This is a genomic window from Kitasatospora sp. NBC_00070 (genome assembly GCF_045041205.1).
In the GTDB taxonomy this organism is placed as follows: Bacteria; Actinomycetota; Actinomycetes; order Streptomycetales; family Streptomycetaceae; genus Kitasatospora.
Genome location: NZ_CP108248.1, coordinates 37,860 through 62,689 on the forward strand (window position 1 = coordinate 37,860; position 24,830 = coordinate 62,689).

Annotated in this window: 16 protein-coding genes and 1 pseudogene; 10 read left to right on the forward strand and 7 right to left on the reverse strand. The window is 68.6% G+C overall.

Translation table 11 applies throughout. From position 1 onward, the window contains the following. The first annotated feature begins 338 nt into the window (after window positions 1-338). Both OHV05_RS35250 and OHV05_RS35255 read left to right on the forward strand, forming a co-directional pair. Entirely contained in the window at window positions 339-2,510 is a 2,172-nt protein-coding gene (locus tag OHV05_RS35250) for a hypothetical protein (RefSeq protein WP_331729911.1), read from the forward strand. 1,041 nt (window positions 2,511-3,551) lie between these two features. Next, a complete protein-coding gene (locus OHV05_RS35255) occupies window positions 3,552-5,171 on the forward strand; it encodes a glycine-rich protein (RefSeq protein WP_331729914.1) in 1,620 nt (539 codons plus the stop codon). 766 nt (window positions 5,172-5,937) lie between these two features. On the opposite strand, the gene OHV05_RS35260 is transcribed toward OHV05_RS35255, so the two are convergent. Both OHV05_RS35260 and OHV05_RS35265 read right to left on the reverse strand, forming a co-directional pair. Further along, complete coding sequence (locus tag OHV05_RS35260; protein ID WP_405021614.1) at window positions 5,938-6,249, reverse strand: hypothetical protein; 312 nt, start codon at window positions 6,247-6,249, stop codon at window positions 5,938-5,940. A 4-nt stretch (window positions 6,250-6,253) separates the two neighbouring features. Next, window positions 6,254-7,324: a hypothetical protein gene (locus OHV05_RS35265; protein ID WP_331729920.1), complete on the reverse strand. Its 1,071-nt coding sequence runs from the start codon at window positions 7,322-7,324 to the stop codon at window positions 6,254-6,256. 523 nt (window positions 7,325-7,847) lie between these two features. Between OHV05_RS35265 and OHV05_RS35270 the strand changes: the two genes are divergently transcribed. Next, window positions 7,848-9,227, forward strand: a complete 1,380-nt coding sequence (locus OHV05_RS35270; protein ID WP_331729922.1) for a hypothetical protein — start codon at window positions 7,848-7,850, stop codon at window positions 9,225-9,227. A 461-nt stretch (window positions 9,228-9,688) separates the two neighbouring features. Here the strand turns inward: OHV05_RS35270 and OHV05_RS35275 are convergent. Further along, window positions 9,689-9,796 (reverse strand): annotated as a pseudogene (locus tag OHV05_RS35275) (ParA family protein); the annotation flags it as partial. A gap of 235 nt (window positions 9,797-10,031) precedes the next feature. Beyond that, window positions 10,032-10,304 (reverse strand): hypothetical protein, encoded by a 273-nt coding sequence (locus tag OHV05_RS35280; protein ID WP_331729924.1) that lies wholly within the window; start codon window positions 10,302-10,304, stop codon window positions 10,032-10,034. A gap of 909 nt (window positions 10,305-11,213) precedes the next feature. Between OHV05_RS35280 and OHV05_RS35285 the strand changes: the two genes are divergently transcribed. The 3 genes from OHV05_RS35285 (at window position 11,214) to OHV05_RS35295 (ending at window position 15,291) form a co-directional block, all read left to right on the forward strand. Further along, a complete protein-coding gene (locus OHV05_RS35285; RefSeq protein ID WP_405021615.1) occupies window positions 11,214-12,191 on the forward strand; it encodes a hypothetical protein in 978 nt (325 codons plus the stop codon). A gap of 999 nt (window positions 12,192-13,190) precedes the next feature. Then, window positions 13,191-13,943, forward strand: coding sequence for a hypothetical protein (locus tag OHV05_RS35290; RefSeq protein ID WP_331729931.1), 753 nt, complete (start codon window positions 13,191-13,193; stop codon window positions 13,941-13,943). 64 nt (window positions 13,944-14,007) lie between these two features. Beyond that, window positions 14,008-15,291, forward strand: coding sequence for a putative adhesin (locus OHV05_RS35295; protein WP_331729933.1), 1,284 nt, complete (start codon window positions 14,008-14,010; stop codon window positions 15,289-15,291). Between the two features lie 362 nt (window positions 15,292-15,653). Here OHV05_RS35295 and OHV05_RS35300 read toward each other — a convergent pair whose 3' ends face one another. After that, a complete protein-coding gene (locus OHV05_RS35300) occupies window positions 15,654-15,815 on the reverse strand; it encodes a hypothetical protein (protein ID WP_331729935.1) in 162 nt (53 codons plus the stop codon). A 356-nt stretch (window positions 15,816-16,171) separates the two neighbouring features. After that, window positions 16,172-16,363 (reverse strand): hypothetical protein, encoded by a 192-nt coding sequence (locus OHV05_RS35305; protein WP_331729937.1) that lies wholly within the window; start codon window positions 16,361-16,363, stop codon window positions 16,172-16,174. A 348-nt stretch (window positions 16,364-16,711) separates the two neighbouring features. Between OHV05_RS35305 and OHV05_RS35310 the strand changes: the two genes are divergently transcribed. The 3 genes from OHV05_RS35310 (at window position 16,712) to OHV05_RS35320 (ending at window position 20,302) form a co-directional block, all read left to right on the forward strand. Next, entirely contained in the window at window positions 16,712-17,980 is a 1,269-nt protein-coding gene (locus tag OHV05_RS35310; protein WP_331729939.1) for a hypothetical protein, read from the forward strand. Window positions 17,981-18,589: 609 nt separating this feature from the next. Next, on the forward strand, window positions 18,590-19,225 hold the full coding sequence (locus OHV05_RS35315; protein ID WP_331729942.1) for a hypothetical protein: 636 nt from the start codon (window positions 18,590-18,592) through the stop codon (window positions 19,223-19,225). A gap of 102 nt (window positions 19,226-19,327) precedes the next feature. Continuing rightward, a complete protein-coding gene (locus OHV05_RS35320; RefSeq protein WP_331729944.1) occupies window positions 19,328-20,302 on the forward strand; it encodes a hypothetical protein in 975 nt (324 codons plus the stop codon). A 340-nt stretch (window positions 20,303-20,642) separates the two neighbouring features. Here OHV05_RS35320 and OHV05_RS35325 read toward each other — a convergent pair whose 3' ends face one another. Next, window positions 20,643-21,185 carry a hypothetical protein gene (locus tag OHV05_RS35325; RefSeq protein ID WP_331729946.1) on the reverse strand — a complete coding sequence of 181 codons (543 nt, stop codon included), beginning with the start codon at window positions 21,183-21,185 and terminating at the stop codon, window positions 20,643-20,645. A gap of 203 nt (window positions 21,186-21,388) precedes the next feature. On the opposite strand from OHV05_RS35325, the gene OHV05_RS35330 reads away from it, so the two are divergent. Beyond that, window positions 21,389-24,826 (forward strand): DNA polymerase III subunit alpha, encoded by a 3,438-nt coding sequence (locus OHV05_RS35330; protein WP_331729948.1) that lies wholly within the window; start codon window positions 21,389-21,391, stop codon window positions 24,824-24,826. Window positions 24,827-24,830 lie beyond the last annotated feature (4 nt).

A 24,830-nucleotide genomic window follows, 5' to 3' on the forward strand; every position in this document is an offset into this window, starting at 1 on the left:
CACCCCAACACACACCACCCACCCGAAGAAGAAAAACCCACACAGATCACCCAGCCGGACACCCTCAGAAATAGCCCCTTGCGAATTCAATTGAATTGAGTTCACTTCATGAGGGAAACCCCCAGGATGCCCGCCCGAATGCCCGCCCGCATACTCCGAAGAGGCCTTTCCCGGATGCGCTCAGCTGATGCCTTTACGTGCAGATGACGGCCTTTGTCCGACATTTAGGACGTGACCTGCGGCACACTCGGAAATCTGGCCGGGGGAGAAGGCCAGAACGAAGAAACCACACCAACAAGCTCCGGCACAAACCAGAGCCAGAAGACCAGGAGCACACCATGGGAATCAACCTCTGGCGCACCACCGGATCCGCCACCCAGACACCGGCCGCCGGGACTCCCGGCTGCGACGCCGAGACAAGCACCGGTAGCGGGCACCGACGAACCAAGCGCACCCTCGCCGCCGGCATGACCGCGGCCCTCGCCGCGGCCGCCTTCACCGGCCTCACCGCCACTGGCGCCCATGCCGCTTCCGCCGAGCAGATCATTCCTTGCCAGCGGGCCGGTGAGACCGCGACCATTACCGACGGGAACGTGACCTGCAGTATCACCTACAGCGCATCCGATAATGCCGATACCTGGAACCCGCCTGCTCTCATCAGCTCCCCGACATCTGTGACCATCGAGGCTTACGGGGCGGACGGCGGTGCCGGCGCAATCCAAACCTCCGGCGATCCCGTCAAGTTCGCCGGAGCTGGCGGAAGGGGTGGCTACCAGAAGGCCACGTTCCTGATGAATCCCAGCGTCAGGCTGACGGTCAAAGCCGGTGGCGCGGCCTACAGCGAAGGGGTGTCGCAGGGTGCGGAGGTGTTGGCTCCCGGCCGCAGCTCGTTCAACGGAGGCAGCGGCGCGGCCGGGAACAACGACTCAACGAGAGCAGGCAAGTACTACGCCCTGTGGAATCTCACCACCCCGGACGGGGCGCGCGTCAACCACTTCGGTGGTGGCGGCGGCGGCGGGTCATTCGTCGGGCTGAAGGACAGCAGTTTTTCGAACAACATGGGATCCGTGATCCTCGCCGCGGGCGGCGGCGGCGGCATGACCGTCGACAACTCCGGAGACCCGCACGCCGGATACGACGGCGGCACCGGAGGCAACTGGCACGGCGGCAGCCCGACCAACACCGGCGCCGGCTGGACGGCCTCCACCGCCGCGCCGGCCGCGATCGGCGGCGGCGGCAGCGGATGGAGCGGTGGCCGCATCGGCGACTCCGGCAACGGCGGGGCCGGAGGCAGCAACGGTGCCGGAAGCGCCACCGGCGTCACACTGCAGAACGCCGTCAGCGTCAACGGCGCGGACAGGACCGACCAGAACACCCGCGACGGCAGCATCAAGATCTCCTACACCTCCCCCGAGCCGGGTAAGACCTGGAACCCCAGCCCCGTCGCCGGCGGCACCACCCTCGCCAGCGGCGATTCCGTCGAGATCGTCGACACCAAACTGACCAACGGGGGTACGTCCATCCAGTACTCGACCGTCCGCAAACTGACCATGCAGGGCGACGGCAACCTCGTCACCTACGACCGCGCGGGCCAGGCCACCTGGGCCACCAACACCGAGGGCAACCCGGGAGCAAAAGCGGTCTTCGGCACCGACGGCAACCTCTACATCAAGAAGGCCGACGGCACCGTCCTCAAGCGCACCTACAGCGGCCAGACCGGCAGCGTCCTGACCTTCACCCCCGCCGGCGAACTCAAGATCACCAACAACGGTGCCACCCTCTGGTCCACCAGCACCAACGGCGGCCCCCTCTACAACAACCTGCCCAACTACGTCGAGAGTGGCTGGGACAACCTCGGCACCACCTCCAACCCCCTCACCGCCAACACCGAGTACAGCGCGGGCATCGGTGCGAACGCCCGCACCCTGAAGATGCAGGGCGACGGCAACCTCGTCCTGAAGGACGGCACCGGCCAGCAGATCTGGGCCTCCAACACCTGGGACAACCCCAACGCCAAGGCCGTCATGGACAACGGCCAGTTCAAGATCCTCAACGCCGCAGGCACCACCGTCTGGCACGCCGCCAACACCACCAACACCGGCGGCAGGCTCCAGATCACCTCCGACGGCCTCCTGCGCACCGTCAACAGCGCCGGCGGCAACGCCAAGTGGTCCACCGGCTTCACCATCACCACCGGCACCAGCCAGGTGGCCCTCGAGTCCGGCCAGGTCGTCGCCGGCGTCAACCGCCAGACCTCCATGCAGGGCGACGGCAACCTCGTCACCTACGACAACGCCTTCAACGTCATCTTCACCACCAACACCTGGGGCAACAACGGCGCCGCGGCCTACCTCACCAACGGATCCCTCGAAATCCACTCCATCTGGAACGGCCCCACCCTCTGGACCAGCAACTCCTTCACCACCACCCCCAGCCTCACCTTCGCCGGCGACGGCAACATCATCATCCGCAACACCACCAACAACTCCGTCACCTGGGACTCCTACTAAACCCCCGCCCCACACCCCCCACACATGACCACATAGCCCACCACCCACCCCCAGGCCCCCAGACACCCACCCGGTGTCCGGGGGCCCACCCACGCACCCGTGACAACCCCAGCGGCGCGGTGGCCTCGGGCGGGACTGCCCCCACAGGAAGCCCCACCCCCGCCCGCCGGTCCTACCCTTGACGGGGCAGGGCCAGTTTCCCATGGACCCGACCGGCCCTGCCACACCAACCGGTGTGCTCCAACCCGACCCCGCCCCGTCTCCCCGGCGGCGGGACCGGGGCACCGAGACCGCCGGCACAACGGCGGCGACGCGGCGCGGCCGCCCCTCGCGGGCCGCGGCCAGGGTGGCGTCGGTGCACAGGGCCGGGAGCCGGAGCCGGGTGGCGTCACCGGTTCATCCTCGAGCAGCGGGCCGGTGCCCGTCAGGTAAACCAGCGCTTCGGACCGTGCGGCGGGTGGGCGTTGCCCACTGGCCCTGGGCCCGCACCGGCGGGGCCGGTGGCGGCGGGCAGGCGGCCAGGTCGTCACAGCCATCGCCGGCAACAGGCCCCAGCGGTTACCCCGTGCCGGCGGGGATGCCCCTCGCCCGCGGCCGGCCAGGCGCGGGCGACGGCACGTGTGTCCACCATGCGGGCGAACCCGGCCACACCACCCACACCACCTCCAGCGGGCACCGGCTACCCGGCAGTCACCAACACCCCGACAAACCCGGCCCCCTCTGCACGTGAATACCCACACGGCGCACCCGGCCGCCCACCCTCAGAAAACACGGCGCAATGGATTCGGTGAATTCCGTTCACTGTATGGGGAAGCCTCACAGATGCCCGCCCGGATGCCCCCGCTGAAGTGTTTTCCTGAAGGTGCGGACCAGTTGCCTTTTCGTGAAAGGGTAGACCTTGTCCGTCGATTGGTGCGTGATGTGCGGCACAGTGGAAAACCTGGCCGGGAAAAGTAGGCCGGAGAGGACAAGGAATCCACGCACCAGGCCGGCCGGGACGGACCGGGCCCCGGGCACCCAACCCTTCAGCGAGGCGAACCCATGAGCACCCACAACCACCACCACCGCGATCACAGCCCGGCCCACAACCGCAACCACAGCGCGGGACACCAGGGACGCAGCAAGCACTGGCGCCGCCGCACCACCGCCATCGCCGTCACCGCCTCCTTCGGCGCGGCCGCCGTCGCCGGACTCGGAGCGAGCAGCGCCCACGCGGCGGCCACTGGCCCTTTGACAGTCAAATTCAGCGGTGTTGGGGCACAGACCTGGACCGTGCCCGCTGGGGTGACCAGTGCGACCTTTACCGGCTACGGCGCCCAAGGCGGTAACACTCTCGCAGTGGGCGATGGGCTCGGCAGTGCCAAGGGCGGTATGCAGCAGACGACGCTGTCCGGGCTGACGCCTGGTCAAACCCTGCAGGTCAATGTCGGCGGCAGGGGTACCAATAAGGGAGAAGCCGCGGTCGGCGGCGTCCTCAAGGGCGGCTTCAACGGTGGCGGTGACGCCAACCCCAACAACCCCAGCGCCGCGGGCGGTGGCGCTTCCGATGTCCGTGTCGACGCCAACAGCGATGGCGTGTACTCCTTGAGCGAGCGGCTGGCCGTCGCCGGCGGCGCCGGCGGCGCCGGCGTCAACCATCCCACCAGCACCACCGTCTACGGATACGGGGGGGACGGCGGCGGCTCAGTCGGTGGTGACGCCGGCTCCGCCTACGGCGGCTACGGCGGGTTCGGCGGCCGCACCGGCTTGGACCCCTATAGCGGGAGCTCTGACGATGGTGTCGGCGGCACCTCCGACGGTGGTGGTGGCGGTGGCGGCAGCAAGGGCGGCCACCCCGGAGCAATGGGCTTCGGCGGTGGTGGCGGCAGCAGCGCCGCCACCACGGTAGGCGCCATCAGCGTGAGCGACTCCAGTACCCAAACCGGCGGAAGCTTCACCCCCGCCACGAGCACCGGCGACGGCAAAATCGAAATCAACTACGCCCCGCCGAACTGGAGCTCCACCGGCTGGGACAACCTCGGCACCACCACCAACCCCCTCAACCCCGGCAGCTCCTACAGCGCCGGCCTCGGCGACAACTACCGTCTACTGGCCATGCAGGGCGACGGCAACCTGGTGATGTCCAACCTCGCCGGGCAGGTCATCTGGGCCTCCAACACCTACGGCAACAACGGCGCCAAGGCCGTCATGGACAACGGCCAGTTCAAAATCGTCAACGCCGCGGGCACCACCACCCTGTGGCACGCCTTCACCGCCACCAACACCGGCGGCACCCTCAAGCTCGGCACCGACGGCATCCTGCGCGCCGACAACAGCAGCGGCTCCAACCCCACCCGCTGGTCCACCGGCTTCACCGTCACCGGCAACGCCACCGCCCTCACCAGCGGCCAGTCCGTCGCCGGCCAGGGCCGCCAGACCCTCATGCAGACCGACGGCAACCTCGTCACCTACGACAACGCCTACAACGTCATCTGGAGCACCAACACCTACGGCAACAACGGCGCCTACACCATCATGTGGGGCGGCGACCTCCAGATCGTCGGCAGCAACGGCCTCCTGTGGCACACCAACACCACCACCGGCAACACCGTCACCTTCCAGGGCGACAGCAACATCATCCTCCGCAACAGCTCCAACGCCGTCATCTGGGACTCCTACTAAACCCCACCCACACCCCCACACATGACCACACAGCCCACCACCCACCCCAAGGCCCCCGCACACCACCCGGTGTCCGGGGGCCCACCCCCGAATCCCCCACACAGAAACACCCCAACCCCCAAATCTGGGCCGGTCCTCGGTGGTGGGCAGGGCGTCGCGCGCGGGGCAGGCCGGACCCCGGCAGGTGCCCGGGCCCGGCACGGGTGCCCGCCACGGGTGCCCGCCACCAGGTCGAAGGGCAACTGGACAGGGCCTGGCCGCCTCGCGCGGCCCGGCCCTGTGTGTTGTCGGCGCGCAGCGTCGATGGCGCAGTCCAGGCGGCAGCAGGATGGTCCAGCGCATCCGGGCGCTGGCCACGGGTGCGGGGGCGGAGCACGCCGCGGCGCGGCCCGACGGCGCGGCCGTCCGCGACGCTGGCCCCGTTGCCTCCCGTACCGGCTGAGGTGGGGAAGAGCGAAGGGGAAGGTTCGGACAGCCGCCGGGACGGGTCGGTCCGGCCCGGGCGGGGCTCTGTCTCACATCCGGGTGGCAACGAAAGTAGCTGCCCTTGCTGAAAATGACGGCACCAGGTCGCGGGCCAAACGGCCAGGGCAGGTACACGCGGTCCTCCGGGACGGGCCTCCCCGTGAACAAGTGACGCCACGGAGAGGCCCGAAGCACGGCAACCTGCCGCGACCCGCCCACCAACACCCGCCCGGCCCACGCGACACTCCGTTACCACCGGATGGAGACAGAGCCGCTGGCGTACAGACCCGTTCTACGCGGTCTACTGCACCGGAGCGCCGAGTGGGATCTTGGGGGGCGTGCCGACTCTGGCGGTGGTGATGGCGGCGAGGATCTCTTTGGAGGGGACGGGGCCGAGGTCCCGGAACCTCCGCTCGTTGAAGTGGTAGTCCTCGAACGGGGCGGTGGGTGAGTTGCGGGTAAGAACGTACTGGCGGGTGACACTGTCATCGTCGCTGACGTAGAGACGGTTTCTCACGCCCCAGTAGACGGGTCTCTTCCCGTAGGTGACGGGGGTTCCCCGGTAGACGAGTTCAGAGTTGCTGCCCACGCTCCAGGGAGAGGGGACGAACATGTCGTCACGCCAGCGGAGGGTTACGTTCCCGTTGCTGGGGTCGATGCGGAGCTGGGGCGCTTTGACCATGAGGCTTATGAATTTGACGCTGTTCCGGTCGGCGTCGATGAACGGCCAGTAGTATCCGTCGTTGGCCTGGACCCCGAGCCAGCCGTTCCGGACGACGACGGGGTAGCCGTGGTGGTAGACGGTCTTGCCGCCGTAGGTGATCCTCTCGCCCTCCTTGCTGAGCGGGCCGGTGGCGACTTTCCAGGTGTCGAAGTCGGAGGCTGGTGGGCGTGGTGTTTTCTGTTCGGCGGGGGGCGGCTTGGGGGAAGGGGGCGAGCATCCGGTCGCTGTGGCTGCCGGACCGGCGGGGGGTGTCCGTCTCCCGGGTTTTCTTCTCCCGGGGCAGGCCCGCGGAGGGGTCCTGCCCGCTGGTTACCTCGGTGGGGGTCTTGCGGCGCCGTGAGGCTTGGGTGGCCGCGGTGCCGGCCGGGTCGGCGGCTGGGGCGGCGGGTCTGCGGGCGGCGACCTGCCTGTTGAACTCCTCCTGGTTGAACCAGGTCTCCTCGCCGAAGTGGTCGATACTGCCGGGGGCGGTGTTGGTGTAGTTGTAGACGGCTGTCCGGTTGGTGCGGTATCCCCATCCGGGCATGGCCGTGTAGGGGACGGCCTCGTACATGCGCAGGAAGCGCTCCGCGTCCAGTGCCCAGGCGCTGGCGGCGGCGTCGAAGGCGAGCACGGCCTGCGGTGTCTCGCCCTCGCGGGTGTGGTCCCAGCGGTCGGGCAGGGTCTGGCACACGGCACTGAACCCCTCGCCCAGCAGCCGCTTCCAGACGGTCAGGATCCGGGTCCGGTTGTCCTCCTCTTTGAAGCCCTTCCATTCACTGGTGCCGGAGAACCAGCACGCGCTCACCGTGTCCGCCAGATCCATCCGGACCGCACTGACCGCGCCGATGCCCTGATCGTCCTCGTCCAGGACGATCAGGGCATCGGTGCGCCAGGTCTCGGGATCGTCCACCTGCTGGAAGCCGATGCTCTCATCCGGCGCCAGAACCTCCCACAGCCTGCGCACCACCTCTTTGTCGTCCATACCGCACCACCTCCCGCACCACCGTCGGAAACAACCCGCCCCCAGCCTGCGACGAGCCCCGCCGCGGGCAGTGGCACCCACGGGCACAGACACGGGCAGACCCACATGACCGGCCCGAGTCCTTGGAGCAGGGCGGCGTTCAGGAGAGCTGGACGGCGTACCGCGCGGTGGGCGGGCGGATCGCGGAGTCGTGTTCAGCCTCAAGGACCAGGCGGTCGTCGGTGAACGCGCCCCAGCCCGCGCCGAGGTCCACCACCCACCCGATCGCCTCTGATCCGAACAGCGGATCCCGTACACACCCCCACCAACGCCCGCCCGGCCCACGCGGCACTCCGTTACCACACGGATACGAGACAGAGCCCGGTAGGACGCGTGCGGGCCCGAACGAGCCTGGAGCGGTTCACGTGGGGCCGGTCATGTGGGTCTGCCCGTGTCTGTGCCCGTGGGTGCCACTGCCCGCGGCGGGGCTCGTCGCAGGCTGGGGGCGGGTTGTTTCCGACGGTGGTGCGGGAGGTGGTGCGGTATGGACGACAAAGAGGTGGTGCGCAGGCTGTGGGAGGTTCTGGCGCCGGATGAGAGCATCGGCTTCCAGCAGGTGGACGATCCCGAGACCTGGCGCACCGATGCCCTGATCGTCCTGGACGAGGACGATCAGGGCATCGGCGCGGTCAGTGCGGTCCGGATGGATCTGGCGGACACGGTGAGCGCGTGCTGGTTCTCCGGCACCAGTGAATGGAAGGGCTTCAAAGAGGAGGACAACCGGACCCGGATCCTGACCGTCTGGAAGCGGCTGCTGGGCGAGGGGTTCAGTGCCGTGTGCCAGACCCTGCCCGACCGCTGGGACCACACCCGCGAGGGCGAGACACCGCAGGCCGTGCTCGCCTTCGACGCCGCCGCCAGCGCCTGGGCACTGGACGCGGAGCGCTTCCTGCGCATGTACGAGGCCGTCCCCTACACGGCCATGCCCGGATGGGGATACCGCACCAACCGGACAGCCGTCTACAACTACACCAACACCGCCCCCGGCAGTATCGACCACTTCGGCGAGGAGACCTGGTTCAACCAGGAGGAGTTCAACAGGCAGGTCGCCGCCCGCAGACCCGCCGCCCCAGCCGCCGACCCGGCCGGCACCGCGGCCACCCAAGCCTCACGGCGCCGCAAGACCCCCACCGAGGTAACCAGCGGGCAGGACCCCTCCGCGGGCCTGCCCCGGGAGAAGAAAACCCGGGAGACGGACACCCCCCGCCGGTCCGGCAGCCACAGCGACCGGATGCTCGCCCCCTTCCCCCAAGCCGCCCCCGCCGAACAGAAAACACCACGCCCACCAGCCTCCGACTTCGACACCTGGAAAGTCGCCACCGGCCCGCTCAGCAATGAGGGCGAGCGTGTCACCTACGGCGGCAAACCCCTCTACTACAACGGCAACCCCGTCATCTTCATGGACAGGCGCTGGCTGGGCGTCCACGAGAACGGCGGCTACCGGGCCTTCGCCGACAGCAGCGGCAAATCCATCGGGTTCTCGACCCTGATGCGTAATCCGCCCAAGTACAGAATCGACCCCGCCAGCGGAAACGTCACCTTCCGCTGGGCAACCCCCAAGTTCACCCAATCACCATGGAGCGACGGCGAACACGGTGAACTCCTCCTCCGGGGGGTCCCCGTCACCTACGCAGGCCAAAGCGTCTACATGACCACCGAAAGGCACCTCTACCTCAGCGCCGACGGCGGCGCCACCCGCCAGTACGTCCTGGCAATCGACCCAGAAACCAACCAGACGGAACGCTACGTTTTCTACGATGCCTATCAGCGCGGCCTCACCTGCTCCGCCAAGGAAGCGCTCACCGCCATCGTCCCCGACAGAGTCGGAGACCCCCCAAAAATCCCCCTCGGCCCCCCTCAGTAACGGGAACGTCATAATTAGGCGGCCCCCTCCCTCGAAGAAGTCACCTGCCGGGTACAACAACGGGGCACACCACCGGGCCAGCTGGCGACGTGTCGGCCTACCAGAGGAAATCGGACCGTCGAGAATTCCGGCATGCGGTCGATGCCCCACCGGCAAAAATGGCTCAGCCGTCCGATGGGAAACGCTCATAAAGGGCCCGTTCCCAATTCCGGGCGCAGCCGGGCCGCGGCCCGGGCGGGGCGCCGAGCAGCTCGACCACCAGGCGCAGCACGGGGCGCGGTCAGCAGGCCCGGCCGTCTGGTCCCCCGGTTGGGCCGGCTTCCCGGCCGCGCCACCAGGCGAACGCGCAGCAGCTCTGGGGGGGCCTGGTCCGTACAGCGGGGGGCACCGGGGGCGGCACCGGGGCGCCTGGGGCGCTGCGGGGCCGCAGGGCACCCAGCACGCCCCGTCGGGCCGCCAGCGAGCAGCACGCGCTGGCCGTGTTCGGCCAGCGCCGCGCCGAGGTTGATGGTGCTGGCCGTTTTGCCGACCCCGCCCTTCTGGTTTGCCATGGCGAGAATGTCGATGGGGGTCACCTGAGGGCGGCGTCGGGCGGTCGCGGCGTCATGACGTCATGACGCCGTGGGGCCGTGGCGTCGCTCCGCTGGCTCTGTTTTGAGGGGGGCTGCGGCGGGTGCTGTCAGTGGGGTGACGGCCGGGTTCGCGGCGGCGCCCTGAGCGGCGGCAGGTGGTGCGAGAATCGGGATGCGGTGCGTGCCGCATCCCATTGCCCGCGGCACGCACCGCACTCTGCTCGCGGACGGGTCAGATCATGCCTTGGCTGATGGCCGCCCTGACCGTGCAGGCGGCCAGGCGCTCGGTGGTGTGCCACATCGGCTGGTCGCTTTCCCCGTCGGCGAGATAGGAGTCCTGCGCGATGGCGAGCCAGCGGTTCACCCCGCCCACCCCGTACTCCACCCAGCCGACCTGGACGCCCCGGTCCAGCACCAGGTGGAGGCCAGGCACGTCCGCCCATCCGCCCAGCTTCCAGGTAGGGCCCAACTCGTCCAGCGCGGTGATCCGGGTCGGCCGGCCCAAGCCCCGCCCGCCTGGCCGCACCAGGCCCGCGAGCGCGTCAGTCGCTACCGCGGCCCACTCGGCACCTTCCCCGACATCGCCCGGACCATCACCGCACTCGCCTTCTTCCGAACCGCCTGGCGAGGCTTGTGAATAACCTCCAGCTGTGAGCAGAGCCGTTCTTTCTTTACAGGCCCGCCCCCGGCACCTGGGGCTGGGCGGGTTGCGTCGTCGGGCCTTTCGGGTTGTGTTATCTGCCTGGTCTTCCGAGTTTTTGGACTGCCCGCTGGGGATTGGAGTAGGGGACGGTGGTTCTACCGATGATTGGGTGGAGGTACAGCTATGCCTTGTGGGCGTGAGGGACTGGGTTGTGCCCAGGGCGGGGAGCCGCATGCGGACGGGGTCTACAGTCGCTGCGCCGCGTGCCGGGTGGACTTCCATCTCCTCTGCGCGGCCGCGCCGTCCGATCCGTGTCCTTCTTGTGGCGGCGGACTTACCCGCTGTGGAACCCGACCCCGCCGGGCACCCACGGCCCGTGCCAGCGGTCGTGTCCTCGCACTGGCCCGGGCCTATATCGCGGCGACACCGCCGCCCGTGGACACGGGATCGGGCGTGTCAGGGCAGCGCCCGGCCCCGGCCGGTGGGACGGCTCCCCGGGAAACGCGGCGTCGCCTCGACACGGCAAGTGAGAGGGAAACCAAGCAGCTCTCAGCCAGCCCCCGCCAGCGTCGCACTTCCCCGCCCTTGTCCCAGGCCGGATCCCCCACCGCCACCGCCACCGGGCCAGGCGCACGCGGGGTGTCCGCGGGGAACACCGCAACCGCCCCGGCCGCCCCCCGGCAGGATCCTCCCGAACCGCTGGCCGCCAGCACCGCTTCGCTTCCCACTCGCCCGGCGGGCACCGGCACGGGGCCGGATGCGCCCCGGCCCGTGTCCTCCCTGCAGGGCCCCGTCGGGGCAAGGCGCGAGGACGCCGAACGCAAGGATGCGGTGCAGGCCCCGCCCCCGGTGGTCAGGACGGTGGAACGGGAGGACACCGACGACACCACCGACATCCTCCTCAGGTGGTCCGGCGCCAGACGCTTCGAGCACAGCCCCGCCGAATGCGGGAACGGCTGTGGTGATCCGGTGACGTTCACCGGCGCGGGCGACGCGGCGGCGGTGCGCTGCCCGCGCGGGTTCACCAGCGCGCACGTAGCCGGCCCATTCTACCACCTCGGGTGCGTTCCAGATGACGGCCGTTGCGGTATCTGCAAGGCCTATATCAAAGACAGGGTCGTCACCAGCCCGAGAACGCGGCACCCCATCCCCGGAGAAGAGTGGACCACTGTCGTCTCCGGGCGCTGGAGCCGTGCATGCCACGTCAACCAGGGCACCAGCGCGATGTGCTACGCCGCGGCGACGGCCATGGTGGCCAGGGCATACAACAGGCCCATCGACATGTGGGAGGTCGTCCACAACTTCCTGACCTCCCCCGCAGGGCTGTTCGAGGACAAGGGCGCCCCCTACCGGAGCGCGTTCGAGACGGCCAAGACGGCGTTCGAGAAGACCAAAGGAACAGCGGTGGACCCGACCGACACCCTCGCCATCCAGGCCCTGATGAAGGAGGCCCCCGGGGGAAAGGACGCTTTGGCAGCGGCGGCCGCTCTTTTCGGCGCGCCGACGTTCGAAGGCACCGGCCTGCAGGGGAGCCAGACCGGGAAGCTCACTTACGCGCAGTACAAGAAGGCCATCGACGACGGCCACCTGGTCATGGTCGGCTACGGAACCCACTGGGTCGTCGTCTACGGATACCGGGAGAGCGACGCCGGGCGGCAGTACCTCCTGTACGCGGACCCGAAGCACGCAGCCGCAACCACGGAGATGACCTTCTCAACAAGCGCCCAGGACGAGAACATCGTCGTCTGAGCCCGAGGCACGACGGCAGATGCCACCACACACCAGTCGTCCGTGGGTCTGTACAGGCCAGCGATGGCCGTACAGACCCTCGCCCGGTGAGGTGCGCAGCCCCGGCAACCGTCCATGTGGTCGGTCTGCGGTGCCAGGCGCCGAGGCGGCACCGTGATGTCGCCGGTCCGGAGCGGGCACCGTCGCCTGCCCGCCGCCACGGGTGGGACGGCCGAGGCCGGGACAACAGGTGCGGTGCGGCCAGCAGCCAGGCGGACGCGAAGCGCACACACCCGATGACCAGGCGCCCCCGCCCGGCGGCCGAAGAGGCAGGGGTCTCCCGAGCGCTTCGGCGATGGTCTTGAGGTCGAGAGCCTCCGGGTCTCCGCCGGCCTGGGGGAGAATCATGCGCCCCCCGCAGGCGGCGCGCTCGCGACGAACGCGGCCTGCGTGCAGTTTCACAATGCTCGCGGGCCACCCCAAGGTTGTCTCGGTTGCCGTATGCCGGAAGCAGGGCTGTGGCAAAGTCGGCGGCTGGCGGCATCGCTACAGGTCAGGGCCTCGTGCCCCAGCGCTGCCCTCCGAAGGATCTGACTCGTCATCAGGTCGACCTTGGCCGCAGAGACCCGCTGACCTGCCCATACCCCCTCCAGGCGGGCATCCGGATGGTAGGTACGCGCCGGCCGAGCCGGACTTTGCAACAGCCCTGATGCCGGAAAGGCCCCGTGGCAGGCCCGCAACGAACTCTTCCATGACCTTCCGCTGGACCCATGCTCTGTCCTCGGGGCTGAGCTTCCAGGATCGTGGTGAGTGCCCACAGCGGTGCCCCGGCGGCACTGGTGGGGACAGAGTTGGTGGCGGAAGACTGAAATGCCGGGCCCGGGGCTGCAGCCCTGGCACCTCCTCGTGGCTGCAGTCATCCGATCGATTTGCGAGGCCGTCATGGCAGAAGTCCAACGTGATCAATACCCCGGCCTTCTCCGCGCGCTCCTACAGTGGAAGCTCCAGGAGTCGCCTGGCGTGGATCCCGCTGACTGGGACGCGCCCGTACGGTGGTGCCGGGACAGAGCGGCGGAGTTCCGGCTCGACAGCCTCGACTCGGGATCCGTCACGGACAAGGACAGTCTGGCGGGGCTCCAGGACGCAGTCGCGGATGAGTCCGGCACGACCGACCCCGCCGGTCAGCTCGTGTGGCTCTTCGGCGAGATCATCCCCCGCGAGCTCACCGTGCAGCAGATCACCCACGCGCACGGCTGGACGGACAGGCTCTGGCAAGGAACCCACAAAGGGATGATCCTCTATACCGCTTCAGGGCCCCGCCCCGACCCCGACATCGCTCACTGGACCGCCGACGGCGTGGCTGCCGCAGCAGCAGCAGCAGCAGCAGCGGCCAGCATTCCTGACCCGCCCTCCGCGCATGCGGTGGGCCAGCACGGGGGCAGTGGAAAGCGCAACCGCCGCTATAACCCTGTGCGTTCCTGTCCTCATGCGCCCGGTTGGTGGATGGGTTCCGATACGCAGGACAATCGCTCATGGAAATATGCTCAGTCTCTCCCCTCTGGAAAACCTCCTGACGACACTGGCGTGTGGTTTGCCCTCCGCCAGCTCTCGGAGGACCGCCGCAAGTACTTTGCCGGGCCCGGGAAAGGTGACCGGGGCTGGGTTCCGGTGGCTGCTTCGGCGGGTTCCCGCACCGGGGCGGACGCCGGCACGGGCCGCGCGATGGGGGAGAAGGAATGGGTCGAAGAGTTGTCACGGCTGATCGGTATGTGAGATCCGCGCTCCCCGGACTCCGGGCAGTGACGATGGCAACCGCCGGAACGAAAGGATCAGGCCTGTGGCGCAATTTCTTGTAGCCCATGGTGACATCGGAAAAGGATCAACCCGCATACCGGCCGGCCTCAGGATCGCCTTCCTGGCGAAGCACGGCGAGGAACTGCCGTTCGGACTCACCCTCTCCTGGATCCACGGCAGGGCCAAAATACCCGCACCGTTCGAGATCTACTCGGCCGGCGACCTCGTGCACAACTACACGCTGGAACCGTCTTCCAAGCTGGATAATCTCTACCTCCACTACCCGGCAGAAACCGACAACGACTTCACCTTCCTCGGGGCAACCGGTGCACCCGATGCTGAATCCTTCTGCACCTGCACTCCCAGCACCGCCGGCAAGCACGACACGGCATGCAAGGGACTCTTCGGCCCCGGCGTCCTCGATGGTTTCGACGGATTTTTCACCTTCATTCTCTGCCGAGGCGACAAGGAACCCTATCCCGGGCTTTCGGAACAGCTCCTCTCCCCCGAAGAGATCGAAATATCGGAAGAAATCATCACTCTCGTCGACGAAGGGACGAAAGAGTCCACCGCGCGAGCGGTGAAAAAGTTCGACAGCATCACAGACAATTTCCTCAAAGCATACCTCTCCGCCGTTGACCACCCTGGAGCCCAGAAGGCTCTTCTCGGCAAATTCGAGGAAGACGAGCGTGAACTCCGGGCGGCCGTCAAAGGAAAAAGGCAGTCCGAACGGAAGGAACAACGCCATCCCTCAATGAGGGGCGTCAAAACCAGGAGGCAGGAACCGCGCAAGGAGGAGAAGAGGGCAGGTATAAGCTCCGCGATAGCACTCGCGGGTAAAGCGGCAATGGGATCCTCGTCAAAAATCAGAGAAAAATCGACGGAGACCCTGGAGAAGGCCGCAATGATCGCCCGCGAGCAGGACGCCGGAGAGATTGCAAAGGACTTCGCCACTCTGACCGCCCGCGTAAAGGCCATTGCCGACCGCATCCACGCACACGGAACAGCCCTCAGTCCAGACGGGACAGAGAAAATTTCCGCCGAAATGTTCCTGAAGGAACACGAACACCTGATCTCCGAGAAGGCACGGCTCAACAAGATCCAGGACCACATAGGCCGCCGCCCCGACCGAATCGACAAAATATACAGCTCAAGGGGCATTGAACTCGGAACCCTGCTCGACGGCATAACAGAGTCCATTGACCTCCTACTCCAAGACGCAAACTACCGAAAAATACACACCGCCATCAAGCACTCGAAAGCCACCGACGGACTGGAGCGGGACCGCCCGCCCGAAGAGGGAACCAACCTCGACACCTCGCCTTGAGCCTGTGTCTTTTGGCTCGCCTTCGAGCGTCACCCCGAGCGTGATCACCCTGCTCGACCCGGCCCACGCCGCCGAGGCCGCCTGCCACCCCACGGGCCCCAACCGGCGCTACCCCACAGGATCCCGGACCCGCACTACGATCATCCCAACAGGGCGGCTCCCCTGTGGTCGTGGTGTTCACCACTGGCTCCCGTCTCCTTTCTCCCTTGGAGACGGGAGCAGCCAGACAGGCCGGCCAGGGCGCTGAGGCACCTGTCGCCGGCGTGGGCACACCGTGATGTGCGGCGCCCAGAGGCTGCGAACGCCTGGGAGCGGATGATGTGCATCCAGTCGGGCCGGCGGAGTCACGGTTGAACGTGGATTCACCGTTGGTGGACGCGAACCTGCTCGGCGGCGAAGGCCACCAGGTGTCCGGCCGGGGCGGCCGGCTGCACCCGAGCAGCAGCCGGCGCCGGGGCGGCGAAGGTGGCCGGCACCGCCCCCGGCTCCGGCCGGGGTGCGGCGGTGCCGGGCGGCCACGTCATGGACTGCGCCGCGTGGGTCGGACCGGGCCAGCAGGTCCAACGGCGCCAGACCCCAGTGCCGGGCCAGGGTGTCCACCTCGTCCAGCGTCCAGGGCTGCGCCCCGGACTGCCTCCTGCTCACCTTGTCCTGGGCCAAGTCGAGTGCCAGACAGGCATTCTATCCATTTGCCATGGATGATTTCCATAGAACTAGCGTGGATTCATTTGGCTGAGTGGTGAGGCGCAGATTCGGAAGTGACTCGGCCGAGTCCGCTGGGCCCTGAGCTGAGGCGGCCGGGCGAGGGGCTGCGGGCCTGGAAGCGGTGGACCCCCCGGGCGGTTGCCCGAGGGGTCCACCGTGCGTGAACGGCCTGGATCTACCGGCGCAGTGCGGCGGGGTCGAGGTCGAGGGGGAAGGGCTCGGTGAGGGCGGTCCGTTCGCCGACCTGGACCAGGCGGTCGGTGTAAGTGCCGCGCTCGAGGTGGCCGAGGTAGAGCCGGGGGGCGGGTTCGAGTTCGAGGCGCCAGTAGTGCTCGATGCCAGCCGCGGCGTACAGGGCGGGCTTCAAGCTGCGTTGGCCATGGCAGCCTGACTGTCGACCACCCCGCCCGCCTGATAGTGGTGGCCACCTCCACCGTCCGGCACACCGTCACCTTCACCGCACTTCGGGCCGGGAAAGACCGGCAGGACTGACCACTCGGATCTACAGTGGCCGGACGCGAGCAGGGAGCTGGCCGACACCGGCAAGGTCGCTGGTCCCCACGGCGCTGTGGAGGGCCCGGCCCGAGGTGTGAGTCGTGCCTGTCGGGCCGGGGGTGTGATGCCCGGGCCTGTGCCCATTCGGGAGTGCCCGACAGGGGCCGGGAGCGGGAGTGTGGAAGGCCCGTAGCTCCCCTGGTGGTCTTTGGAGGCATCGATGGACAGTGAGACAGCGCGGCGGTTCTGGGCAGTCCTGAAGACGGACACCGAGTCGCAAGAGCTGAACAAGTCGCTGAACAAGTTGTCGGAAGACCTGGTGCTCTCCTGGGCTCCCGGGCTGACCGTCGACGGCCTCAAAGCCCTGGAGGAAGACCGCGGGCGGGCCCTCTGCCAGATCTGGGAAGGCCTCTACGGCTCGGACTTCATCGACCTGTGCGCGGACCTGCCACCGGTCGGGGAAGCCGCCGACATCGAACGGTTCACCACCAGCCACCCGACATGGCAGGAAGACACCCGCACGCTGCTCACCGCCACGGCCGCCGCGCAGGACCCCTACCGCCGAGGCTGGTGGTACCGGGACCATCCCACCCACGGCCACATCTACTTCCACCCGAAGAACGCCTACTGGCAGATCACCATGCCATCGGACGAAGACGTGGCGGCGGCCTCCGGCGGCGCCTCACGCCGCCGAAAGACGGACAGCGGCGGACCCGCGGACCGGCCCCCGGCGACCCGCCAACGGCTTGAGGACAAACGCCAGGAAGCCAAACGCCCCGAGAAACGGGGTGCCCTGGGTGACCCGGTCGGGGCCGTCCATCCTGGCCAGACCCCGGCCGTCTTCGTTAACGAGGCGGGGGTATCCGGGACAGCCAAGCAAGCGCGCCTCAACGACCTGAAAGCTGCCAGGGGCTTCGCCGACGACGAGATGGACGGGCTCGACGTGACCGACGACGGGACCCTGACCTATCAAGGCCGGCCGGTCCACTACCGGGGCAGCGAGGTCAAGGTCGTCACCGACCGCTCGGGCCGCTACCTCGCGCTCTACACGAGCAGCCCGGACGGGCCCCGCTACCTCGAGGCCAGCAGCCAGCCAGTAAGGCTAGGCGGAGACCGCGGCATCGGGACCATCACGGTGGACGACTCCGGCACACCCCGGCTGGAGAACGCGAGAAGCACGGCCGAACCCCAGCCGTGGGACGTGGCCGACGGATTCCTCACCTACCGGGGACAACGCGCCCTCTACGAGGGACACGCGCTGAGAGTCACCCGGGACAAGGTCCTGTTCGTGGTGCACCGCGACCAGGCATACCTGCTGACGAACAGCGACAACGGCCAAAAAGTGCCTCTGAGCTTCCTGCTGGACCGCCCCGACACCGCCCCGAGCCTTCCCGCCAAAGAAGCCGTCCAAGCCGAACTGCTGGGCCACGTCAGACTCGAACTCAACGCCGAACTCACCGCCCGCATCACCAAACGGCGCGAGCAATAGAACACCGGTCATGGACCCTTGTCCCCGTGGAGAGGTGTACAGGTCAAGAGGGGTTGGCGCAGGGAGGGGCCCTTGTGGCCTCGGCGGCCCCACCATGACCTGGCCCGCCCTCAGCCGAGCAAGCCGCCAGCTAGTGTGATGCGCCAGAAACGTACACCGGGTTGGTGGGTTGGCGTCGAGGTGGCCGGCACCGGTTGGATGTCCGCAACATCCAACCGGTGGTTGGGGGTTCGGTGGCATAGCCGGTCAAGGTCCGCCGGCTGTCCAGGGGTCGAGGGCCGCCGGCTGCGGCGCATCGTGCGTCGCGGGACGACCAGCGCGGTGCGGTTGCGGCGGGCGATGATCGTGTCGGCGTCGGCGGGGCGGGCACACGGCCCAGGTGATCGCGCAGACACCGCCGGACGGCGACACTCACCACGTCAGGGTGCCCGCGCAAGTGGCGCTCTCCGAGCCACGATCCTTTGAGCCTGCCCGAAGGTACTCGCGAAAGGACCCCCCACGACCAGCCGTCCCTGCTGACGCTGGAAGCCGATCGCGCGGCCCAGGAGGGCGGCCGGGCTCTCGGCCGGGCCGGCACACCCCCCTCTCCCACCAACGGCAGGCGGCAGCATGGACGACCAGACGGTACGAAAGATCAACGCAGCCATCGGACGGAAGGACCCGGACTGGCTCTACATGCACGACAGGCTCTCCGCGTTGGGCTTGCTGGACGATGACGAGCAGCTCGACACCTCCATCGAAAACGTACTCGCCTGGCATGCGCCTGAGCACCGGAGCTATCTCGAGCAGCGTGCCGACGAGTGCGCGCTGGAGCCCGACGGCTCCATCAGTGAGGCCGACGCGGGCAAGCTCCTGTCGGCCATGGACCCCTACCTCCGGTACCAGACGCCCGTCATGGGAACGGCCCCGGGAGTCTGGGAGTCCTGGGACAAATTCAAGGGCGTCCGCGTCTACTGCGCCTCCAAGGACACCCCCGACGTACACGCCGGCTGGTCCCAGAACCCACCCGCGCACCCCCTGACCGCGGACACCCCCACCCCCACGCAGGCCAGGGACACCCCACACGTCACACCAGTCACCACCAGCGGCGGCAGCGCCAGCGCGGACGATTTCAAAAAAGCGGTCATGGAAGTCGTGCAGCTCATCAGAGCCGAAGGCCACGCAGTCAGCGCGGAAGACATGAAAGAAATCACCAAACTCGCACGCCAGGCCGCACGTGCGCGCCAGGAAGCATCCGGAAAATAGCGCGCCACGCCTGGACCCTGCAGGGAGAGACCCAGGCAACGGACAAGCAAATCCCATCGGAAGAATATATCCCCCAGGTACTTGGCGACGAAAAGAGCAATCATGGGAACGCCCGCACCCCACGACCACACGGGAGACAAGGAAGAGAAGAAGTCCGCCCCGAGGAACACGCCGCACCCAAGCCTGGCCGCCACCGTCGGCTGGGCCGTCGGCAAGCTCAGCGAGGCCAGCGTCCGGGCACTCGCCACAGCACGGCCCTCCGGCCCCACACCCCCGGCGCCCGAACACCTTCCCATGAGCGCCCACACCGCCCGGATGCTCGGCCCGCACCACCCCACCCACGCCGCACCCGCCGTCGAAGAAAAGAAGGCAAAAACCTCCGACGAAGGAGAGAAAGAGTTCAAGCCGTTCGCCCAGCAGGAAGATATCCACTACGAGCAAGGAGTCACCCCGGATCACGACGGCCTCACGGACCGGCGCTTCGGAAAGCTGTGGAGATTGAACACGCTAACCGATGAGATAGAATTCAAGGAAAAGCGAGTGGCCATCCTCGGGGCGCGCCTACTTTTCAACGGGAAAAGGTTCCTTCTCGCTCGAGGCGACAAATTCTTCCCTGTTACGATCAGTGGCAGCACCGGCGAGAATGGAAATTTCAGCCTACGGGAATTCGAGACGGTCCTCCAACTGTCGGAGGCTATCAAAATGGTCCGCACCGTCCCGACCTGGGATGTCGCCGCAGGCCACCTTCTGCTGAATGGAAAAGTCCTCACCTACAACGAGCTCCCCATCCAGGTTTCCATATCGCGGATAGGCCGCAAGGCAGGGGTACTTTTCGTCGAGGACGGCACCTCCGTCAAAATGATCGCACGCAAGGGGACACCCGCCGGACTGGCCGGGATCGACGGATACTGCGCGTACTCGGATTTCCCTAGCACGGCTGACAAGGAAATAACCTACACCGGTTCCAGGCGCGAGGCTCTCGCCTCGGCGCTCGGAGGAAGCTTCCAACCGGTACTCATAACGCCTCCCGATGAGATCCTTGAAGCCCTCAGCAACGGAGTCAGCTTCAATATCTGACCCACTCCCGAAAAACCCGCACTGCGAGCTCCCAACAGGATCTTTGAGGTGCGGAACTATCCGGCCGCTACCGCTAGACAATTGCGCCGTTCGTGAGGGTGTGACTGTGACCGACGAGTTGTGGGCACTGACCGAGCCGGTGCTGCCACCCTGGCCGAACCCCCGTCAGCCCCGGTCAGCGCGTTCAGGAACCACTCCGGGGAACAGGACACCAGCCCTTTGTCCCCGGAAACAACGGGACCCGGGCCTCTGATCCCCCGGGTCCCATTGTTTCCGGCCTCATCCCTCCAGGAGCCAAGGCCTTGCCGACCAGCGTAACTTCGCTTCCCGGCTCCGCCGCTCACACCCGCACCGTGTCGCCCAAAATCCGCACGGTGACCAGCTCACCGTTGAATCCGGCGGGGGCGGGGTCCGGAGGAGCCCCCGACGGGACTCCCGCGCGGCTGAAAGCCCAGCACGTCCGGCGGAAGGGCACTCGACCCGCCGTCCGGCCAGGCGCAGCGAAGCGGGCGCGGCACTGCCGGATCGGCCGGAGGCCGATACAGCCGCGAGGGTCTGCAGGTACCCACTGGGCAGGGGACGTGACCCCGTCGTCACGCCCATGCGGAGTCCTGGCGGAGGACTCTCCGGCTAGCTCCAGGAGGTTGCTTGCGGGCAGCCGCGGGCGGTGCGCCTTGCGCACGATATGGGCGGTGACGGCGTTGAGGCTTGCCTCCAGCCGCTCCAGCGCGCGCACGCAACTCGGGTCGTCGCCCTCGCCGACGGTGGCCTCCTCCAGGCTTTCGAGGAAGCGGGCGGCGGTGCGCCGCACGGCGGCGGCCAGGTCCAGCAGCTCCTGGCGGCCCGCTTCCCCCGGGGCGATCGAGTACGGCCTGACCGTCAAGTTCCACAGTGGCGCCGCGGTGTTTGTGAACGGCCTGGCGTACCGGAGTTGATCCCCGATGTCGCGTCGCGGGTCCTCTACCTGGAGTAATGCCAGCAAACCGAGTCGAACATACGCTCGAATTGGGTCTACGCTGGAGGTTCCGGAGGGGAGCCGGAGCGTCGACGATCGGGGGCTGACAGGGACGGAGAGGTGATGCGGCGGTGTTCACGCACGTGCGCGTCGCCAGCGGGTTCTCGCTCCGTTACGGCGCCTCCCACCCGCATCAGCTGGCCGAGCGCGCGGGCGAGTGCGGGATGTCGGCGCTGGCGCTGACCGACCGCGACACCGTCGGCGGGGCGGTGCGGCACGCGGCCGCATGCACGGTGGCCGGGCTTCGTCCGGTGTTCGGCGCGGACCTGGCCGTCGCCCGCCTCACCCCGACCGGAGCGACTGGAGCGACCGGCGGTGCCGGACCGCGCCGCAGCGCCCCGGTGAAGGGCGGTTCCTTCGTAGACGAGAGCGCGCCCCGTGCTGTCTTCCTCGCCCGGGATGCCTCCGGGTGGGGGTCACTGTGTGCGCTGATCACCGCCGCGCACGCCGCCCGGGCAGCAGCAGGCGGAGGCCAGCCGATAGTGCCCCGCGCAGCGCTGGAAGCGCACGCCGCCGGGCTGACGGTGCTGCTCGGCCCGGACTCCGACGTCACCGGAGCCCTCGTCCAGGGCCGCCCCGACCTCGCCGAGCAGCAGCTCGCACCATGGCGCGACCTCTACGGACCGGCTCTGCGACTGGAAGCCGTCCACCTCGGCCGACCGGGCACCGGAGCGGGTTCGCTGCGCCTCGCGGCCCGCACTCTCCGGCTCGCCGCCGACCTCGGTGTGGAGTGCGTGCTCAGCAACGCGGTCCGGTATGCCACCGCCGAGCGGGCGCCGATCGCCGACGTCCTCGACTCCGCCCGCCTGCTCACCCCGGTCCGGCCCGGCCGGACCGGCGGCGGTGAGCGATACCTCAAGTCTGCTCCCCAGATGGCCGCGATCGCGCGGGAGGTCGCGGACGCGGCCGGCCTCGGCGACGCCGGGGCGGCGGCACTGCTGACCGCGACCGAGAGCACCGCGGCCGCGTGCCGCCTCGACCCGGTCCGCGACCTCGGCATCGGCTCCGTGCACTTCCCCGAGGAGCGCCTGGCTGGTGCCGCACCGGGGCAGGCCGGACAGGTGCTGCGGGTCCGCTGCGACGCCGCGATGAACGAGCGCGGGTACGACCGCTCCCCCACCGCCCGCCGGCGCCTCGCCGAAGAGCTCTCGGTCATCGAGACGCTCGGCTGGCCCTCGTACCTGCTGACGGTCGCTCAGGTGGTCGAGGACACCCGGGCACTGGGCATCCGGGTCTCCGCCCGCGGTTCAGGCGCGGGCAGCCTCGTGTGCCACCTGCTCGGCATCGCCACCGCCATGCCGCTCGACCACGGGCTGATCATGGAGCGCTTCCTGAACGTCCGCAGGAAGTCGTTGCCGGACATCGACCTGGACGTCGAGTCCGCCCGGCGCCTCGATGTCTACCGGGCGATCCTCGACCGGTACGGCCCGGAGCGGGTCGCGCTGGTCAGCATGCCGGAGACCTGGAAGGCCCGCGGAGCGATCCGTACCGCAGGCCTCGCGCTCGGCCTGCCCCCGGACGAGGTCGGCCAGCTCGCGAAGGGCTTCCCGCACTTCGGCGCGGCCGGGATCCGCCAGTCCCTCGCCGAACTCCCCGAGCTGCGGGGCCTGGCCGCGCAGGCCGACCGGTACGGCCGCCTGTGGGAGCTCGCAGAAGGCCTGGACGGTCTGCACCAGGGCATCGCCGCCCACCCCTGCGGTGTCCTGCTGTCCGACGACCAGTTGCTGGCCCGGACCCCGGTCATCCCCACCCCGACCCAGGGACTGCCGATGTCCGTCTTCGACAAGCACGACGTCGAGCACCTGGGTTTCCTGAAGCTCGACGTCCTGGGCGTGCGGATGATCAGTGCCATGACCCACGCCGTCGCCGAGGTCGCCCGGGTCACCGGCGAGCAGGTCGATCTCGACACCCTGCCGCTGGACGACGAGCCGACCTACGAACTGCTCCGTGAGGGCGAAAGTCTGGCGGTTTTCCAGCTCGAGTCGCCCGGGCAGCGACAGCTGCTGGGGCAGTCGCAGCCGACCGCCTTCGAGGACCTGATCGCCCAGATCTCGCTGTTCCGGCCGGGTCCGGTCGAGGCGAAGATGATCCCGGACTACGTCCGCGGCCGTCACGGCGCCCCGATCCGCTACCCGCACCCCGACCTCGAGCCGGTCCTACGGGGCACGTACGGGGTGGTGATCTACAACGAGCAGGTCACCCAGCTGTTCGCGCTGATGACCGGCATCGACCTCGCGTACGGCGAGGAAGCCCGCCGTGCGCTCTCCACCCCCGACCGGCTGCCCAACCTGGAGAGCTGGTACCGGACCCGGGCCGCTGCCAAGGGCTACAGCCCCGAGGTCGTCGACCGGGTCTGGCAGATGCTCAAGAGCATGGGGTCGTACGGCTTCGCCAAGGCTCACGCCGTCGCGTTCGCCGTCCCGACCTACCAGAGCGCCTGGCTGAAATCCCATCACCCGGCGGCCCTCTACGCTGGCGTGCTCGAGCACGACCCGGGGATGTACCCGCAGCGGGCCCTGCTCTCCGACGCCCGCCGCCGCGGTGTGCCGATCCTGCCCCTGGACGTCCAGCACTCCAGCGCCCACTACCGCATCGAACCCGTCCCCGGCCAAGGGCTCGGACTGCGGATGTCACTGCGCGACATCCGCGGCATCACCGAGGACCAGGCCGAACGGATCGAAGCCGGCCAGCCGTACACCGACGTCGCCGACTTCTGGCAGCGCGCCCGGCCGAGTCTGCCTGTCGCCCAACACCTCGCCCGCACCGGCGCCCTCGACACCCTCGCCGCCGGGGCACACCGCAGAGAGATCCTGCTGCTCCTGCACGAACTCCACCAGCAGCACCGCCCGACCGAGGGCGCACCGCACCAGCTCGCCCTCACCGACCCGACCCCACCCACCGGCACCGGGCTGCCCAAGATGGGGACGGACGAGGAGCTGCAAGCCGAACTGGACGCGATCGGCATGGACGCCTCCCGCAACCTGATGGCCGATCACCACCCCCTGCTGGAGCGCCTCGCCGTCACCTCCGCCACCGCCCTCGCCGACGCCAAGCACGGCGCCACCGTGCTGGTGGCCGGCGCGAAGGTCGCCATCTCCACCCCGCGTGGCCGCAACGGCGGACCGATCTTCGTCACCCTCGACGACGGCACCGCCGGACAGATGGTCGACCTCGTCTCCTTCCAGGACAGCCAGGAACGCTGCGCCGACACCGTGTTCCACAAGTGGCTGCTGCTGGTGCGCGGCACCGTCGCCCGCAAGGGCCGCTCCGTCAGCGTTGTCGCCACCGAAGTGTGGGACCTGGGTCAGGTAGCCGCAGCCCACGAAGCTGGCGGAACCGCCGCGGTGCGCGAGCTACTCGCCCCCATTGCCGATACCAACAGCGCCAGGGTCCCCGGTTCGCCGGACGGCCGGCCGACCGGCACGGCACCGGCGTGGGGCGAAGTGCCCGGCCTCGGCAGCGGCGGCGCCGGACGTCTGTGGCACGCTTCGCCAGGTTCGGCGGGCTGATCGC

What these genes read in the sequence shown, in the direction of transcription:
- OHV05_RS35250 (WP_331729911.1), top strand. Translation starts at nt 339, where the DNA reads ATGGGAATCAACCTCTGGCGCACCACCGGATCCGCCACCCAGACACCG.
- OHV05_RS35255 (WP_331729914.1), top strand. Translation starts at nt 3,552, where the DNA reads ATGAGCACCCACAACCACCACCACCGCGATCACAGCCCGGCCCACAAC.
- OHV05_RS35260 (WP_405021614.1), bottom strand. Translation starts at nt 6,249, where the DNA reads ATGTTCGTCCCCTCTCCCTGGAGCGTGGGCAGCAACTCTGAACTCGTC.
- OHV05_RS35265 (WP_331729920.1), bottom strand. Translation starts at nt 7,324, where the DNA reads ATGGACGACAAAGAGGTGGTGCGCAGGCTGTGGGAGGTTCTGGCGCCG.
- OHV05_RS35270 (WP_331729922.1), top strand. Translation starts at nt 7,848, where the DNA reads ATGGACGACAAAGAGGTGGTGCGCAGGCTGTGGGAGGTTCTGGCGCCG.
- OHV05_RS35300 (WP_331729935.1), bottom strand. Translation starts at nt 15,815, where the DNA reads ATGACGTGGCCGCCCGGCACCGCCGCACCCCGGCCGGAGCCGGGGGCG.
- OHV05_RS35310 (WP_331729939.1), top strand. Translation starts at nt 16,712, where the DNA reads ATGGACAGTGAGACAGCGCGGCGGTTCTGGGCAGTCCTGAAGACGGAC.
- OHV05_RS35315 (WP_331729942.1), top strand. Translation starts at nt 18,590, where the DNA reads ATGGACGACCAGACGGTACGAAAGATCAACGCAGCCATCGGACGGAAG.
- OHV05_RS35320 (WP_331729944.1), top strand. Translation starts at nt 19,328, where the DNA reads ATGGGAACGCCCGCACCCCACGACCACACGGGAGACAAGGAAGAGAAG.